Here is a 14,319-nt window from a genome sequence, read left to right on the forward strand (position 1 = left end):
AGAATAGAGACTACGAACAGTCTATGTCATCCACATAGGCTGTTTTTGTTTTGAAGGAGGTGGTAGAAGATATGGATGAAGTGCAGATGAACCGGCTGCTCATGCAGAAAGTCGGAAGAAAATTCTACGGTCACGACACATTGAACAGTAAGTATGATCCTCAGATACCGGCATCTGCTGAAAGGGAATACGTCCGGACCACAAACGCATACATGGCAATACTGAAGACTGAACTGGAGGAGCAACTGCCGAAGCTGAAGGAGATTTACAAGGAGAACCGGGATGCAGAAGTCCGGGAGAACCGAAGGAATGACTCAGCAACGGATTTGATGCTTGCCGTTTCTCAGATATTCACCACGATAAAGAACAATGTCATTGCAAAGACGATTGGCTTTGGTCTTCGGCGGAAGTTGGAGTCCCTGGCACACCTCACCCGTAAGCTGACGGTCAAAGAATGGAAGAAAGCAATCAAAGCTACCCTGGGTATCGACATCCGAGAGGACTATTACCTGGGGGATTTTTATGTCGAGCAGCTGAAGAAATGGGTAGAGGAGAATGTCGGACTGATTTCCTCCATACCGGAAGACACCCTGGAAAAAATGAAGGACATCGTATATGACGGCTTTACCAATGGCAAGACCACAACCCGAATGGTAAAGGAGATACAGAGAGCATACGGCATAAGCCGCCGCCGGGCGGAATTGATTGCGAGGGACCAGACGGCAAAACTGAACGGCCAGATACAGAAGACTCAACAGCAGGATGCCGGAATTACGGAGTATGTTTGGTCTACCACCGGTGATGAAAGGGTAAGGAGAAGCCACCGGGAGCTGAATGGGAAAAAGTTCTCCTGGGATGATCCTCCGGAAAATTCAGACGGAAGGAAATGCCACCCAGGTCAAGATTTTCAGTGTCGTTGCATCGGGAGACCGGTGTTCAATCGCAATATCAATCTGCCAGTAGCCGATGATGAACCGGCTCAGATAACCATAAAAAGGAATGGAGGCTAAGTAAATGGATGAAGTAATAAAAAATATCTGCAACGCCTTAAAAGAGGAGGCAGAGGCAGTTATCAGCTACACAGACAAGATTTCCTCTACATCAGCAGTCGAAGGTATGGATGCAACGGTCCAGGCACTTGCTTTGATCCGGCTTGATGAAGTGGAGCATATTCAGAATTTGACTATCGAACTCACCAAGATGATGTCAACTGGTGCATTGTCTGCTTCTTCTATGGGTGAGGGAGAAGGCGAGGAGAATGAGCAATAAGGAAGGATACCCGGACAGGACCGCCGAGGTAGCAATCGCCCATGTAGCCAAGCATGAAAAGCGAAAAAGGAAGGAGAGGACCAATGGAGATAAGAGACAAACCAAAACTGAAAAGAGTAACAAGAATTGACAGCATCCCTATCGGCAACACCAGTTTTGACGAGCAGGGATTTTTGCATGATACGCCTATTGTCACATCGACCGGCATCTTTGAATACGGATTGCCGGATGGCGGAGTAAGGAGGGAACTGAGGCTTCCAGAACACGTTTTCGATAAGAAATCTCTTGCTTCGTATGCCGGGAAGCCGGTAATCATCACTCACGAAGCAGGCTCAATCGACAAAGACAATGTAATGAAAGAGATTGTCGGAACAATTCTAAGCGAAGGGTTCCAGGACGGTTCGGATGTCAGATGCAAGGTTGTCATCCATGACATCGACAAGGTAAAGAAGACACCGTACCGAGAACTGAGTCTCGGATATAATTTGGACCTCATAGAAGAACCTGGCGAATGGAATGGCGAACCGTATGATGCCATTCAGACGAATATTCGCATCAACCACCTGGCGATTGTAGAAAGTGCAAGAGCCGGGGAACAAGCGCATCTTAATCTCGATGGGAAGAAAGTCGAGTTGGATGATAAAAAATCAAAAGGAGGTAACAGAAAAATGGATGGAAACACCACAAGGAAAGATAGTGTTGCCATGACTCCGGAAGAACTGGTCGAAGCAATCAATCAGTATAAAGCCGGGGCAAAGCCGGCAGAGGAAGCAGCACCTGCTCCTGCTGGAGAAGGCGGCACTGGTTCGGAAGCAATTCCGGAAGAAAAGGACGGTGCAGGCATTGAGGAACCGGTTGCAGCACCTGCCGGGGAGCCTTCGGCTATGGGAGAAGCTCCGATGCAGGAGGAGAAAAAGGAAGATGGAGGCGTAGGAAAGCTGATCGGCGTGTTGGAGGAGTTCCTGGCTGAACTGAAGTCCAGTGCAGGCGGCGGTGAAGCACATGACAGCACTGGAACGGATGCCGCAGACGGTGCTTCTGGTGCTGACTCCGCAGATGGAGAATGTACCGATGCCGAGGACAATGCAGACTGCTCCGATGATAAGTCCGGCTCCATGAACAATGACTCTGCTGACGAGATTTTCCGCCAGAGGTTAAGCATTTGCCGCATGGGAGACAAACTCCATCTGGACGGACTGGAGGATAAGTCCATCATCGAAGGCAAGAAAGCCATTGTCAAGAAGGTGTTCCCGGAAATGCGGCTCGATGGTAAGAGTAAAGTTTATGTCGATGCCGCTTACGACCTGGCAGTAAACGCAGCAAACAAGCGTAAGGACGTTGCATATCAGAAGCAGCAGATGTCCTCTACTCCTGCACCACAGCAGAGAGCAGACGGTCAGACCGGGAGCAATGCGGCGGCTGCAAGACAGAGAATGATTGAGAGAGAAGGAGGTAATGAGTAATGGCAGCACAGTTAGATTATGGTTATAGCACTCCGAAAGGTGTGGCAGGTGGCAAGGTAGACATCGCCTATGACGAGGTTATCACTCGCAAGAATGAGGAAGCAGACGGCGTTCTGAAATATGGCATGGCGGCAATGATCGGTACTTCCAAAGGAACCGGCGTGAAGGTTCCTGTAACCGGGGCAACCGCAGACCAGATTGAGGGTATTGTTCTTCATGCAGCAAATACTGAGCAGGACATGAAAGGCAAGGTCATTGTACCCAACAACGCTTCGGTCGGTATTCTCCGCAAGGGCAGAATTTGGGGCAGGACCTCTAAGGAAGCAGCGCCCACATATAAGGCGAAAGCCTACGTTGTGGTGGATGGCGATGATGCCGGATGCTTTACAGATCAGTCTGCTGCATATTCTGCATACGTCAAGGTGGAGTCCGGCGATGCTGGTGCGAAGGAAGTTGTTGCAGATACTGCAACTCCTACCGCAACACAGATCAAGGTGTCCGGAGTGACTCCGGCGCTGGATGGATATGTGCCGGCTGTCGGCGATTATGTAGTCAGCAAACAGCTTCATGGAGCAACCGTTGACATCGGCGCCAAATTTGGCAACGCTTCCGATGATGGCATCGCCGTTATCGAGATCAATATGTAAGAAGGAGGAGAATGACAATGAAAAATCAGTACAATCCGGAGATGCCTTCCACTGGATACGACCAGGCGGACTATGCAGCATTGATGGCATCCAACATCGCACCTACCCTGGCAGGAAATAAGCAGATGCGTTTCGACAGTGCCGAGGACGCTTCTATTTTCTTCGCAAGGGAGCTGGACTACATCAAGTCCAAGTCCTATGACAAGATTTATCCGGAGTTCACCGCTCTGAACAACTTCCCGATCACGCATGAAGTTCCGGAAGGAGCAGAGACGATGACCTATTACAGCTATGAGAAAACCGGCATGGCTGCAATCATCAGCAACTATGCAACTGACCTTCCGAGAGCGGATGTGAAGGGCAGCCCTACCACCGCCTATGTTAAGTCAATCGGTGACAGCTACGGTTACTCCATCCAGGAAATGAGAGCGAGCCGCATGGCAGGAAAGAGCCTGGATACCCGGAAAGCGGAAGCGGCAAGGTATGCTATTGACCGCAAGACCAATGAGATTGCTTTTGCTGGTGACAAGGAGCATAAGCTCATGGGTATGCTTTCCAGCGACAACAATATTCCGCTTTACACCCTCGCTACGGTTGAAACCAAGACTTCCTGGAAAGACAAGAGTGCTGCCGAGATTTTGGCAGACATCAACGGAATGTTCGCATACCAGTCTCGCATCACCCAGGATGTTGAGAGGGCGGACACCCTGGCACTTCCGCCGGCGGTGTTCATTGACATCAGCACAAGACAGATCCCGAATACCGGCTATACGGTGAAAAGGTTCCTGCTGGAGAACGCTCCATATCTGAAGAACATCATTACGGCTCCGGAGTTATCTGCCGAGAATAAAGCCACCAATCCCTACGGCGTTGATGTGGCGATGCTCTATACCAACAGTGCCGATAAGTTCAGCCTGGAAATCCCGATGGCGTTCTATCAGTATCCGTTGCAGAACCGCAACCTGGAGGTCATTGTTCCTTGCGAGGAGCGTGTGGCTGGTATCGTATTGTATTATCCTCTGTCTGCATTGCTGGCAGTAGGTGTCTAAGAAAAGGAGGAACATGGCTATGAAGATCGAGAATACTTCAAGTGGAAAGATTATCGGAATTGGCGAGGTGAGCGTACTGCCTGGGGAGACAAAGGAAATCCCGGAGGCGTATGAGACCAGCCCGATCCTGGAAGTTTACCGGAAGCAGGGGTTCGCAAAGATTACCGGAAAGCCGAAGGCGGTTCAGAAAGCAGAGGAGAAGGCAGCTGCCGATAAAGCGGCTGCCGAAAAGAAGGCGGCGGAGGAGGCAGAAGCACTTCGCCAGTCTCGCCTTGCATCGCTGGAAGGCATCAGCGAGGAGGACCTCGGAAAGCTGGCGAATGAACTCGGCATCAATCCTGCTGAGTGCAAGGACCAGGCTGATGTGCTGAAAAAGGTGAAGGCTGCACTGAAGAAGTAAGGAAGGTGAACGGCATGGATGCACTCGCAATTTTTCGCCTGGTGGCAACCGAGTTTGCCGATATGCCGGACGATGATATTGTTGATGCCGACACCGGAAAGGTCACTAAGTATGGAGTCAATTCGTTCCTGCAACTGTACTCCGATCAGATTTCAGAGAAACGCTTTGGAAAGTCATATCAGAAAGCACTGGCATATCTGACCGCCCACAAGCTGAAGATGAATGGTTATGGGAACAATGAGAACGGTGTAATTGGTGACAGTCTCCGGGTCGGCTCGTATTCCGAGGGAGAAACCTCAATAAGTTATACCACGAACCAACAGACGAACCTCCAGGTCGATGCTGAGTATGCACTCACAGTCTACGGCCTGGAGTTTCTTACGCTGCGGCGAAATGCGGTCATTCCGATTATTTCAGCCGGGGAAGGACCTGGCTATGGCTGCTAGGACAACGGACAGAATAACTCCAGACGGTATCAAGTTTCAGAGGATGCTAAAGGAACTTGCAGACAAAGAGGTCCGCATCGGCTTCCAGCATGGTAAAGCCACTGAGGAAAACGGAGCGGATGTATGCGATGTTGCGGCATGGAATGAACTTGGTACTGAACGGATGCCTTCTCGTCCGTTTCTCCGCAAAAGTGTAGATGAAAACGAAAGCAAGATTAACGCCTTCTTGCAATCAAAGAAGAAAGATTTAATCAGAGGCGTATCTGCCGAACAGGTGCTGAAGGAGATAGGAATTTTTCAGAAAGACTTGATCCAGGAAAAAATCACTGATGGAGACTTCGCCCCAAACGCTGAGTCCACCATACGGCAGAAAGGCAGTAGCAAACCATTGATTGACAGTGGCAGGATGCGGCAGTCGGTCAACTATGTCATCCAGAAGAAAGGAAGTGGGGACTGATGAATTTCTTGAAAAGACCGCACACGCTACGGCGTTATTCCGAGCCGGTTTTTGTGAAGGGGTATTCTTCTATACCTTATGAAGATTTAACGCTCCCTATGGACGTACAGACGTTGGAGGACGTAGTTATCACCACACCGGACGGTTCTAAGTCGGTGCAGAAGCTGAAAGTATTCTGCGACAGCGAGATATTTGTGGAAAGCGAAGCGAAGCAGCAAAAGGCGGATAGGTTATGGTTTCAGAATAAGTGGTTTGAATGTAAGTCATGCAGACTCAGCGAGAACACTCCGCTGCGGCATTACACAGCTACATTCATTGAATGTCTGGACCAGGAGCCTCTCAATGATGCCGAGGAAAGTGGGGGAACGGAAAATGAACCTGGCGGAAGTTAAGGATAGGCTCTATGAATTGACAGACTCGTTCTTCAAAGGAGCAACGGTGATATGGTCCGAACAGATTAACACGAAACCGCCATTACCGTACATCGCCCTTAAATGCGGAGGTGTAGGAAGAACCTCATTCCCGGTGGGTGATGGAGAAGGCAGGAGAGTTTACCAGTCGAAAACAACCTGGGAGGTCAACCTATTTACCAAAGGTCAGCCCATAACAGTTGGAGAAGGCGTTACTGGAAATTACGCCAACACAGCCGTATCTGATTTGTCTGAGTTCGCAAATTATCTGGACTCGGAAGAAATCGTTGACATCATAGCCGGATACGGCATGGACATAATGCTCATGCCTCCGGTGAGGGATTTGACGAATTTACAGAATGACAGTAAGTACCGCTACCGGGCGATGGCAGAGTTTACAGTCTCATTCGTCCAGGAAGCAGACGGTCCTTATGGAATGGGAGGTATGCCGCTTGTGCCGAACAGCAGCGGAGGCGGCACGAAGGAGATGGCGGAAGCGGAGACTGAAACCATCGAAGAAGTAGAAATCACAGAAGGAGGATATGACGATGAATAATAACCCATTGGACGATATTGTGAAATGCAATGTCGAGATTTCCAATCCGGCATCCAACGATGCCACATTTGACAGTATCCTGCTGGTGGTAAAAGGTCCGGAGGCTTCCGGCGAAAAGACCATGAGCAAGACCACTGCAATATCCCAGGCGGATGAATTGCTGGACTATGGATTTACAACGGAGGATGCGGCATACGTTGCAGCTACCGTTGCTTTTTCCCAGAACCCGGCACCGAGCAGCATTTATATCTGCATCCGCAAGGAGACTTCCGCAGAAAGTGCTGAAACCGTAACCTATGAGGACATCAAGAATACGCTTGCGAGAGCTAAAGGCGAGGTTTCATTCTATGGCATCCACATCACAGAGTTTGGTGATGATGCAGACATCCAGGGAGCGATTTCGTGGACGGAGGCAAATGAGAAGATTTTTAGCTTCGAGTATAGTGACATCACCAAATGCCCGGTAAAGAATTTTTCGTTCTACCGTAGCTTCGGATTGTTTTCCGGAAAAGCAGACGGGTATGATGCGGACGAACAGCCGATTGAGAATGAATATGCTGCCCTGGCATGGATGGCTAAATGCTTTGGGTATGATCCCGGAACGGAAACCTGGAACATGAAGGAACTGGCAACCATCGTTCCGTCTGCTCTCAGTACGGATGAAAAGAAGTCACTGGAGGAAAGCAACATCAATTCTTTCCGCAGGTATGCCGGAAGCAATATCACCTTCGGCGGCAAGATGCTCTCCGGAGAATGGATTGATGTCATCCGCTTCAGAGATTGGCTCAAAGCAGAAATGCAGACCAATGTGTTCAACGCATTGAAGACCAATCGCAAGGTTCCGTTCACTGATGGAGGCATCGGGCTGATTGAAGGGCAGATGGAAGCCACCCTCTCCAAAGGACAGACAGTTGGCGGCATCGCTCCTACGGAGTATGACTCGGATGACAATGAAATCCCTGGCTATACCGTAACGGTTCCGCTGGCATCTGATTTGACGGAAGCGGAGAGGAAGTCTCGTAAGCTGACCGGATGCAGATACACAGCCCGGCTTGCAGGAGCTATCCATATCGTAGAAATTCATGGAAATCTCACGTTTTAAGGAAGGAGGAAATAGAAGATGGCGATGAAGACGTACAATCCCAAGAAAGTTACCTGCTCTCTCGGCAGACACATCGTTGTAGGGTACGCTGAAGACAGCATGATTACCATTGATTTTGCCAGTGACGGCACAAGCTATGTGGTAGGTGCTGACGGCGAAGTCGTAAGAAGCATTGATCCTGCTGAAATCTACACATTGAAGCTGTCAGTCCAGCAGACATCCGCAACCAATGCGTTTTTGCAGAAGATGTTCGACAAGGACCGCAAGGACGGCTCCGGTACGTTCCCGGTGAATATCAATGATATTCTCGGAAAAGAGAAGTTTTCCGGTGAAGTGGCGTGGGTAACGAAGCCTGCTTCGTTCGTGAGAGGCAAGACTCAGAATGATCGTGAGTGGGAGATTGCAGTAAACAAAGGACAGTTCAAATAGGAGGTAAACAGACATGGCACTTAAACAGGTAGAGCCGACAATGGAAACTGTTGGCGAAAATAAGTTTTATATCACACCGTTTGCGGCTTTTAAGGCTGCGAACCTCACCGGGGAGTTAGCTTCAGTGCTGGCTCCCCTTTTGGGTGTACTCGCACCCCTGGTAAATGACGGAAGCCTCATGGATGTGGATGCAGGCAAGGCAGCTGAAGCAATGGCAAACTGCACAGCGATTGACGGCGATAAGCTGGAGAAGCTGATGAAGAAATTGCTCCTCGGCGGTCATATCACAGTTGAATTTACCAATGAAGACGGAGAACCAGAAGGGGAAAGGCTGAATGAGGATTTGGCGAATGAGATTTTCTGCGGTGATGTGCAGGATATGTTCGTCTTATGCTTCCATGTCATCAAGCTGAATTTCAACGGTTTTTTCAAGAAGTTCGCCGCCCTATCTGGGAAGGCAGGGTTGGCAGAGGTCAAGACGCCGAGAGCAGTCTTGTAAAATATGGCAAGTTCGACTACTCACAATTTAGCGAGTTGGAACTCCGCTGCTACATTCTGATTAAGGCTAGGATGGCTTCGATGTACGAACTCCAGGAGGTTTATACCCTGGATGAAGCATTGAAGCTGTACGCCTTGTATGAAATGGAATTGGATGTAGAAAAGGGGAGAGCTGACGAACTGGAAAGGAGGACTTAAAGTTTGACGATACGAGACATAGCGGTGGCATTTGGGTTCGAGGTTGACAGAAACAGCGAGAAGCAGGCGGAAAACAGTATCAAAGGCATCAAAAATCTCGCCACAAAGCTGCTCGGTGTTATCGGAATTGGCTTTTCCATCGCTGGTCTCAGTGAATTGGCAGAAACTGCCGCAGAAGCAGAGGCTTTGAAGTCTCAGTTCACGCAGGTATTCGGTGAAATGGAAACCGATGCCGCAAGCAAGTTGGATGCAATAGCGGACGAAACCGGTGTTGCAGTAAACCGGATGAAGGGCAGCTTCACACAGATAGCCGCCTTCTCTAAGACAACCGGACTGGATCAAGCCCAGTCTCTTGAAATTGCTGACAGAGCAATGAAAGCCGTAACGGACTCGGCGGCGTTTTACGACCGGTCCATCGAAGATGTAACGGAGTCAATGCGGTCCTTCTTGAAAGGAAACTTTGAGCAGGACGCAGCTCTTGGTCTGTCAGCAACGGAAACAACACGAAACGCTGCCGCAAATGAACTGTACGGTAAGTCGTTCAAAGATTTATCTGAAGCAGAGAAACAGTTCACTTTGCTGTCGATGGTAGAGGAAGCAAATAAGGCATCCGGCGCTTTAGGGCAGGCTGCAAGGGAGTCCGACACATGGACGAACCAGTTAGGAAACTTGAAGCAGTCTGTTACGGACCTTAAAGCTGCCGCCGGAAGTGCGTTCCTCAAACCGGCAGTGCAGGTGCTGAAGATATTAAACGGATTGGTGCAAAGGGCAACCGCAGCCATACAAGAAATGACCGGGGAGACTGGATTTCTCACACGTTCTTTCGAGAGGTTCCATGCCCTTGTCAAACGACTGCAACCGGCGATAGACAGAATGAGCCAGACACTATCCAGAGGAATATCAAAGGGCATTGATGTTGCGAAAGGCATTGTGGATAAGCTCGGTGGCTTGGAGAATGTACTGAAGATAGCCGCAATAGCCGCCGGAGCCTTCATTGCCGTAATGAGCGTTGCAAAGATTGTGAGCATGATAAAGGCTGTCGGAGGATTGGCTGGAATAGTCAGCAAGCTGGCAAAGATATTCAGCCTTGCAAATCTGAAGATACTGGCAATCATTGCTGTTGTGGTGATCCTGGCACTGATAATTGAGGACTTCATCAATTTTATGATGGGGAATGACTCGGTTATCGGAACTCTTTTTGAGAAAGCCGGTATCAGCGCAGAAGATGCCCGGCAGATGATTGTCAATGCCTGGAACAAAGTTAAAGAATTTCTGCTCGGCGTATGGGATTTCATCAAGCAGGCAGCCCTAATGTGGGTGGATGCCATCAAAGGATTTTTTGAACGGCATGGTGAGAGCATCCGGCAGAATTTTGAAAGAGCATGGGGAATAATCAAGACGTTCCTCAAAGGAGTGTGGACCTTCATCTCGCAGTTGGCATCTACGCTGTTCGGAGACACAGAGAACAGTATTGATGGTTCCACGACTAGCACGAAAGATAAACTTCTCGAAGTATGGGGAGCGATTTTGGATGCACTGTCGGCTATATGGGATGCACTGTATGAAGTCGGAAGTGCTGTTTTTAATGCCATTGCCACAGTGATAGAAACCGTATTTGGCTGGATACAGACATTTTGGAACAACTGGGGCGAAAGAATTTTGTCATGGTTCAAAGTGTTGTGGGATAGCTTGGGCGGTATTCTGAACGGCTTCCTGGAAATCATCAAAGGAGTGGCGAATTTCATTTCATCGGTATTCACCGGTGATTGGCAAGGAGCCTGGGAAGCTATCAAGCAGGTGTTCGTTGGTATATGGGATGTCATCGTGAATTTCATAACCGCAGTATGGGATACCATAAAAATGCTGTTTGAGATGGCATTGGGAGCAATTAAGGCGATATGGGAAGCTATATGGGGAGCAATCAGCAGTTTCTTCCAGGGAATATGGAATGGAATTGTGTCGTTTGTGACCGGAGTATGGAATACCATCACCAGTACAATATCGAACGCAATCAACACCGCATACAATACGGTGGTTTCTGTATTGCAGGCGATATACAATTTTTTCAGCAACATTTTCAGCAGTATAGCCAATTTCGTAAGCAGCACGTTTTCCAATATACTGAACGGCATCATCACCACAGTCACCAGTATTAAGGATGCCATAGTCAACGGCTTCAATGCTGCCATAGACTTTATCAAAGGTCTGCCAGGGCAAGCGATACAATGGGGCAAGGATTTCATAGGCGGACTGAAGGACGGTATCATGTCTGGAGTACAAGGAATTGTTGATGCGGTAAAAGGCATCGGAGATAAGATAAGGTCATTCCTGCACTTCTCCGTTCCGGACGAAGGACCATTGACAGATTATGAGTCGTGGATGCCGGACTTTATGAGCGGTCTCGCAGAAGGCATCTCCAACAACGAAAATACAGTCCTGGATAAAGTGAAGGGGCTGGCGAGCGGAATAGCAACATTAACGCAGGCAGCGGTAGCACAGCCTGCAACTGCAACAACAAGCACTGTAAACAATAAGACATCCAACGTCACGCAGAATGTGAATATTGATAACACATACAGCGGCGGATCAGCGGATGCACAGAAAGCAGTGTCCAGGACCATGAAGAAGTCTGCAACCGATGCGACAACTCAGATGGCTAGGGCATTGGCATATTCAAGGGGGTAGGCAGACATGGCGAGAAAGAAGTTAAAACCAGTGAGTATATGGGGCATTGAGTTCGATGCTCTGATTGACGAGACGAAAAACCTGTCTGCCACAATCCCGACATATCCGGTTGAAAAAGGATTTCCAGTGTCAGATACGATTATCCTGGAACCAATCAGCGTACAGATGACTCTGTATATCAGCAATACGCCGGTTACATGGCTGTACCGGCATGGAAGTTCCACTGACCGGGTAAATAAGATATGCGATCTGCTGGAGCAGAAATGGCTCAAAAAGCAGCTTGCAAAGATTGTAACTACCGAAGCTATCTACAAGGATATGGGAATTACCAGCATCAGCATTAAGAAGTCGCATGACATCGGGTATGCAAGGGAGGTATCCATATCTGCACAGAAGGTTCGGATAACCAAAAGGAAGACGGTCAAGATACCGTCTTATGTACTGAAAAGTGGAGAGACAAAAGCCAATGCCGGAACTGCTTCGACATCAACATCGTCAAGCAAATCCAGTACCGGTTCCGGAAACGGAGGTTCCGGCGGCGGAGGCGGTTCGTCAAGCAGTAAAGGCAGTGGAAGTTCCGGAAGCTCTAATGCAAAGAAAGGACAGTCTATCCTCTATGGTGCAGCCAGTGGACTCGGATTGATATAGGAGGTGGAGAATTTGCTTTACATCAAAGTGCCGGACATGAATGATAGTATGTCAACGCTGTCGATTGATGGTGTGGAGTATCTGCTCCGCTTCACATATAACGAGAAGTATGATTACTGGAGTTTTGGACTGTATACGGCAGAGGAAGAACCTATTGTCGCAATGACAAGGATTGTTCCGAACTTCCCGATCATGCACTATTACACATACTCAGATATTCCGGATGGCATCTTCGGATGCCTTTCGGATACTGATACAGTTGGGAGGCAGGCGTTCAATAATCAGACGGCAGAGTTTGTTTACATTCCAAATGTAGAATTGGAGGAATGATATGGCGAATGAGAATTTTTTGAGAACGTACACCATGAAGTGCGGAAAGATGAAGTCGAAAGGCTTTATGATAGGGAATATCCATAATGCAACCGAAACTACGTTGCACGTTTCGTTCAGTGTTGAGAAGTGCGATGTGGAAAGCCCCAATACAGCGAAGGTCCAGGTATGGAATTTGTCTGATGAAAATTTGAAGATACTGGATGGCAAGGACTGCATAGTCGAACTGAAGGCAGGATATGGAAACAACAACGCCCTCATTCTTGTCGGCAATGTCACATCGGTAATCACAACTCCGGAAAACGCAGACCAGATGACGGAGATTGAGGTGATGGATGGCAGAGTGGAATTAAGGGATACCACAATCAGCATCTCAATAAATGGTTCCGTAAATTGCAAAGATGTCTATAAGAAAATCGCAAGCAAGATGGGGCTTCCCATCACATTTGCTGGCGATTTGTCATTTAAGAAGATGCCAAACGGCTTCAGCTATACCGGAAAGGCAAAGAACGCATTGCAGAAGATAGCCAAGTATTGCGGACACAGATGGACCATTCAGAACCAAACGATACAGATTACATGGCCTGGACGGGCGATAAGTGCAAGGGGGTTCCTGCTGAACTCCGATACCGGACTGATAAGCATACCGAAGCGAATAACGATTGGCTCCACATCAGATAAAGAGGAGTCACAGACCGGATGGGAAGTTGAGTATTTCCTCAACGGAGCAATCGGTGTCAACGATGTTGTGAAGATACAAAGCTCAACGGCGAATGGCTATTTCCGGGTGTATAAAGTTACCATTGACGGAGACAACATGGAAGGGGATTGGGTATGCACCGCTCAGTTGCTGGAGATTAAGGCACAGCCGAAGCTGGATAAGAAGGCGGACAATGCCAAAAAGTCCAGCACCACTCCGGAAAAAGGCGGAGACATCAAGAAAGGCGATAAGGTCAAAGTGATCCGGACGTTCAAACAAGGCACTAAGACCAAAGGATACCAGTATGCAGGCGGCACGTTTGTATGCTGGTATTCTGTATATGATGTCATCCAGGTTAAGGGTGACAGGGTAGTAATTGGAATTGGTAGCACAGTAACGGCTGCCGTAAACATGAAGGACCTGGCAAAAGCATAGGGAGGTGATTGAGCATGATGCAGGAACTCACGCAGCAGATTGAGGAAACCGCAAGAGCGGTGACAGATGAAATCCACACAGCGATGCCCGGAACCATTGTTGCATTTGATCCCGGAAGCGGAACTGCAACGGTAAAGCCAAGCGGCAAGTATGTGACAGCAGATGGAAAGAGCCTTGACTATCCGCAGATAACGGATGTTCCAGTCACCTTCCCATTCTGCCAGACGGCAGGAGTCGGGATTGCCTTCCCGGTAGGGAAAGGAGATAGCTGTCTGATAGTCATATCGGAAGTTGAGCTTGACGAATGGCGGACCGGTGCCGAGTCTGAAGGCTCGCTTCGGTTTGATTTGACAAGTGCAATGTGCATACCCGGTCTGCTTGAAGGCGGAGGAGACATCATCTCCAAAGCCTGCCAGAATAACGCAGTAATTGTCGGAGCCGGAGACGTTGAAGTCATGGTGTCCGATGCTGGTGCGGTGATTACGTCCGGAGGCACGAAGATGACCGTCTCAGACGATGGTGTAGCCATCAGCGGCGATTTGAAAGTAGATGGCAATATTTCTTCCACTGGAACGATAACGCCTTAAAATGAAGCCA

Annotated in this window: 18 protein-coding genes; all 18 read left to right on the forward strand. The window is 48.8% G+C overall.

The features are described from left to right. Positions 1–71 precede the first annotated feature (71 nt). The 18 genes from V1224_07695 to V1224_07780 all read left to right on the forward strand — a co-directional run bounded on the left by V1224_07695 (position 72) and on the right by V1224_07780 (position 14,309). Positions 72–1,010: a minor capsid protein gene (locus tag V1224_07695; GenBank protein WWR17297.1), complete on the forward strand. Its 939-nt coding sequence runs from the start codon at positions 72–74 to the stop codon at positions 1,008–1,010. A 4-nt stretch (positions 1,011–1,014) separates the two neighbouring features. Beyond that, on the forward strand, positions 1,015–1,269 hold the full coding sequence (locus V1224_07700) for a hypothetical protein (protein ID WWR17298.1): 255 nt from the start codon (positions 1,015–1,017) through the stop codon (positions 1,267–1,269). An 83-nt stretch (positions 1,270–1,352) separates the two neighbouring features. Beyond that, positions 1,353–2,732: a DUF2213 domain-containing protein gene (locus V1224_07705; GenBank protein ID WWR17299.1), complete on the forward strand. Its 1,380-nt coding sequence runs from the start codon at positions 1,353–1,355 to the stop codon at positions 2,730–2,732. Then, positions 2,732–3,379: a hypothetical protein gene (locus V1224_07710; GenBank protein ID WWR17300.1), complete on the forward strand. Its 648-nt coding sequence runs from the start codon at positions 2,732–2,734 to the stop codon at positions 3,377–3,379. Before V1224_07705 ends, V1224_07710 begins: the two co-directional genes overlap by 1 nt. Before the next feature lie 17 nt (positions 3,380–3,396). Then, positions 3,397–4,428: a DUF2184 domain-containing protein gene (locus V1224_07715; GenBank protein WWR17301.1), complete on the forward strand. Its 1,032-nt coding sequence runs from the start codon at positions 3,397–3,399 to the stop codon at positions 4,426–4,428. A gap of 19 nt (positions 4,429–4,447) precedes the next feature. Then, the gene (locus V1224_07720) at positions 4,448–4,828 is read left to right on the forward strand and encodes a hypothetical protein (protein ID WWR17302.1); all 381 of its coding nucleotides are present in this window, start codon (positions 4,448–4,450) and stop codon (positions 4,826–4,828) included. A gap of 14 nt (positions 4,829–4,842) precedes the next feature. Continuing rightward, positions 4,843–5,274: a DUF4054 domain-containing protein gene (locus tag V1224_07725; GenBank protein WWR17303.1), complete on the forward strand. Its 432-nt coding sequence runs from the start codon at positions 4,843–4,845 to the stop codon at positions 5,272–5,274. Beyond that, on the forward strand, positions 5,264–5,731 hold the full coding sequence (locus tag V1224_07730; protein WWR17304.1) for a hypothetical protein: 468 nt from the start codon (positions 5,264–5,266) through the stop codon (positions 5,729–5,731). The genes V1224_07725 and V1224_07730 overlap by 11 nt, the downstream gene beginning before the upstream one ends. Before the next feature lie 98 nt (positions 5,732–5,829). Further along, positions 5,830–6,123, forward strand: coding sequence for a hypothetical protein (locus V1224_07735; protein ID WWR17305.1), 294 nt, complete (start codon positions 5,830–5,832; stop codon positions 6,121–6,123). Next, a complete protein-coding gene (locus V1224_07740; protein ID WWR17306.1) occupies positions 6,104–6,697 on the forward strand; it encodes a hypothetical protein in 594 nt (197 codons plus the stop codon). The genes V1224_07735 and V1224_07740 overlap by 20 nt, the downstream gene beginning before the upstream one ends. After that, positions 6,690–7,799 carry a DUF3383 family protein gene (locus V1224_07745; protein WWR17307.1) on the forward strand — a complete coding sequence of 370 codons (1,110 nt, stop codon included), beginning with the start codon at positions 6,690–6,692 and terminating at the stop codon, positions 7,797–7,799. The genes V1224_07740 and V1224_07745 overlap by 8 nt, the downstream gene beginning before the upstream one ends. 18 nt (positions 7,800–7,817) lie before the next feature. Continuing rightward, a complete protein-coding gene (locus tag V1224_07750; GenBank protein ID WWR17308.1) occupies positions 7,818–8,228 on the forward strand; it encodes a phage protein in 411 nt (136 codons plus the stop codon). Between the two features lie 13 nt (positions 8,229–8,241). Then, entirely contained in the window at positions 8,242–8,727 is a 486-nt protein-coding gene (locus V1224_07755) for a hypothetical protein (GenBank protein WWR17309.1), read from the forward strand. Positions 8,728–8,927: 200 nt separating this feature from the next. Then, the gene (locus V1224_07760) at positions 8,928–11,609 is read left to right on the forward strand and encodes a hypothetical protein (protein ID WWR17310.1); all 2,682 of its coding nucleotides are present in this window, start codon (positions 8,928–8,930) and stop codon (positions 11,607–11,609) included. A gap of 6 nt (positions 11,610–11,615) precedes the next feature. Further along, on the forward strand, positions 11,616–12,257 hold the full coding sequence (locus V1224_07765; protein WWR17311.1) for a hypothetical protein: 642 nt from the start codon (positions 11,616–11,618) through the stop codon (positions 12,255–12,257). 3 nt (positions 12,258–12,260) lie between these two features. Next, the gene (locus V1224_07770) at positions 12,261–12,587 is read left to right on the forward strand and encodes a hypothetical protein (GenBank protein ID WWR17312.1); all 327 of its coding nucleotides are present in this window, start codon (positions 12,261–12,263) and stop codon (positions 12,585–12,587) included. 1 nt (position 12,588) lies between these two features. Continuing rightward, positions 12,589–13,722 (forward strand): hypothetical protein, encoded by a 1,134-nt coding sequence (locus tag V1224_07775; protein WWR17313.1) that lies wholly within the window; start codon positions 12,589–12,591, stop codon positions 13,720–13,722. Between the two features lie 14 nt (positions 13,723–13,736). After that, positions 13,737–14,309: a Gp138 family membrane-puncturing spike protein gene (locus V1224_07780; GenBank protein ID WWR17314.1), complete on the forward strand. Its 573-nt coding sequence runs from the start codon at positions 13,737–13,739 to the stop codon at positions 14,307–14,309. The last annotated feature ends 10 nt before the right edge of the window (positions 14,310–14,319 follow it).

The sequence above is a fragment of the Lachnospiraceae bacterium JLR.KK008 genome (assembly GCA_037015955.1).
In the GTDB taxonomy this organism is placed as follows: Bacteria; Bacillota; Clostridia; order Lachnospirales; family Lachnospiraceae; genus VSOB01.

Bases quoted from the DNA above. Each gene is read 5' to 3' on its own strand.
- V1224_07725 (WWR17303.1), top strand. From the start codon at position 4,843: ATGGATGCACTCGCAATTTTTCGCCTGGTGGCAACCGAGTTTGCCGAT.
- V1224_07740 (WWR17306.1), top strand. From the start codon at position 6,104: ATGAACCTGGCGGAAGTTAAGGATAGGCTCTATGAATTGACAGACTCG.
- V1224_07735 (WWR17305.1), top strand. From the start codon at position 5,830: ATGGACGTACAGACGTTGGAGGACGTAGTTATCACCACACCGGACGGT.
- V1224_07700 (WWR17298.1), top strand. From the start codon at position 1,015: ATGGATGAAGTAATAAAAAATATCTGCAACGCCTTAAAAGAGGAGGCA.
- V1224_07720 (WWR17302.1), top strand. From the start codon at position 4,448: ATGAAGATCGAGAATACTTCAAGTGGAAAGATTATCGGAATTGGCGAG.
- V1224_07765 (WWR17311.1), top strand. From the start codon at position 11,616: ATGGCGAGAAAGAAGTTAAAACCAGTGAGTATATGGGGCATTGAGTTC.
- V1224_07780 (WWR17314.1), top strand. From the start codon at position 13,737: ATGATGCAGGAACTCACGCAGCAGATTGAGGAAACCGCAAGAGCGGTG.
- V1224_07705 (WWR17299.1), top strand. From the start codon at position 1,353: ATGGAGATAAGAGACAAACCAAAACTGAAAAGAGTAACAAGAATTGAC.
- V1224_07745 (WWR17307.1), top strand. From the start codon at position 6,690: ATGAATAATAACCCATTGGACGATATTGTGAAATGCAATGTCGAGATT.
- V1224_07695 (WWR17297.1), top strand. From the start codon at position 72: ATGGATGAAGTGCAGATGAACCGGCTGCTCATGCAGAAAGTCGGAAGA.
- V1224_07730 (WWR17304.1), top strand. From the start codon at position 5,264: ATGGCTGCTAGGACAACGGACAGAATAACTCCAGACGGTATCAAGTTT.
- V1224_07710 (WWR17300.1), top strand. From the start codon at position 2,732: ATGGCAGCACAGTTAGATTATGGTTATAGCACTCCGAAAGGTGTGGCA.
- V1224_07715 (WWR17301.1), top strand. From the start codon at position 3,397: ATGAAAAATCAGTACAATCCGGAGATGCCTTCCACTGGATACGACCAG.
- V1224_07775 (WWR17313.1), top strand. From the start codon at position 12,589: ATGGCGAATGAGAATTTTTTGAGAACGTACACCATGAAGTGCGGAAAG.
- V1224_07755 (WWR17309.1), top strand. From the start codon at position 8,242: ATGGCACTTAAACAGGTAGAGCCGACAATGGAAACTGTTGGCGAAAAT.
- V1224_07750 (WWR17308.1), top strand. From the start codon at position 7,818: ATGGCGATGAAGACGTACAATCCCAAGAAAGTTACCTGCTCTCTCGGC.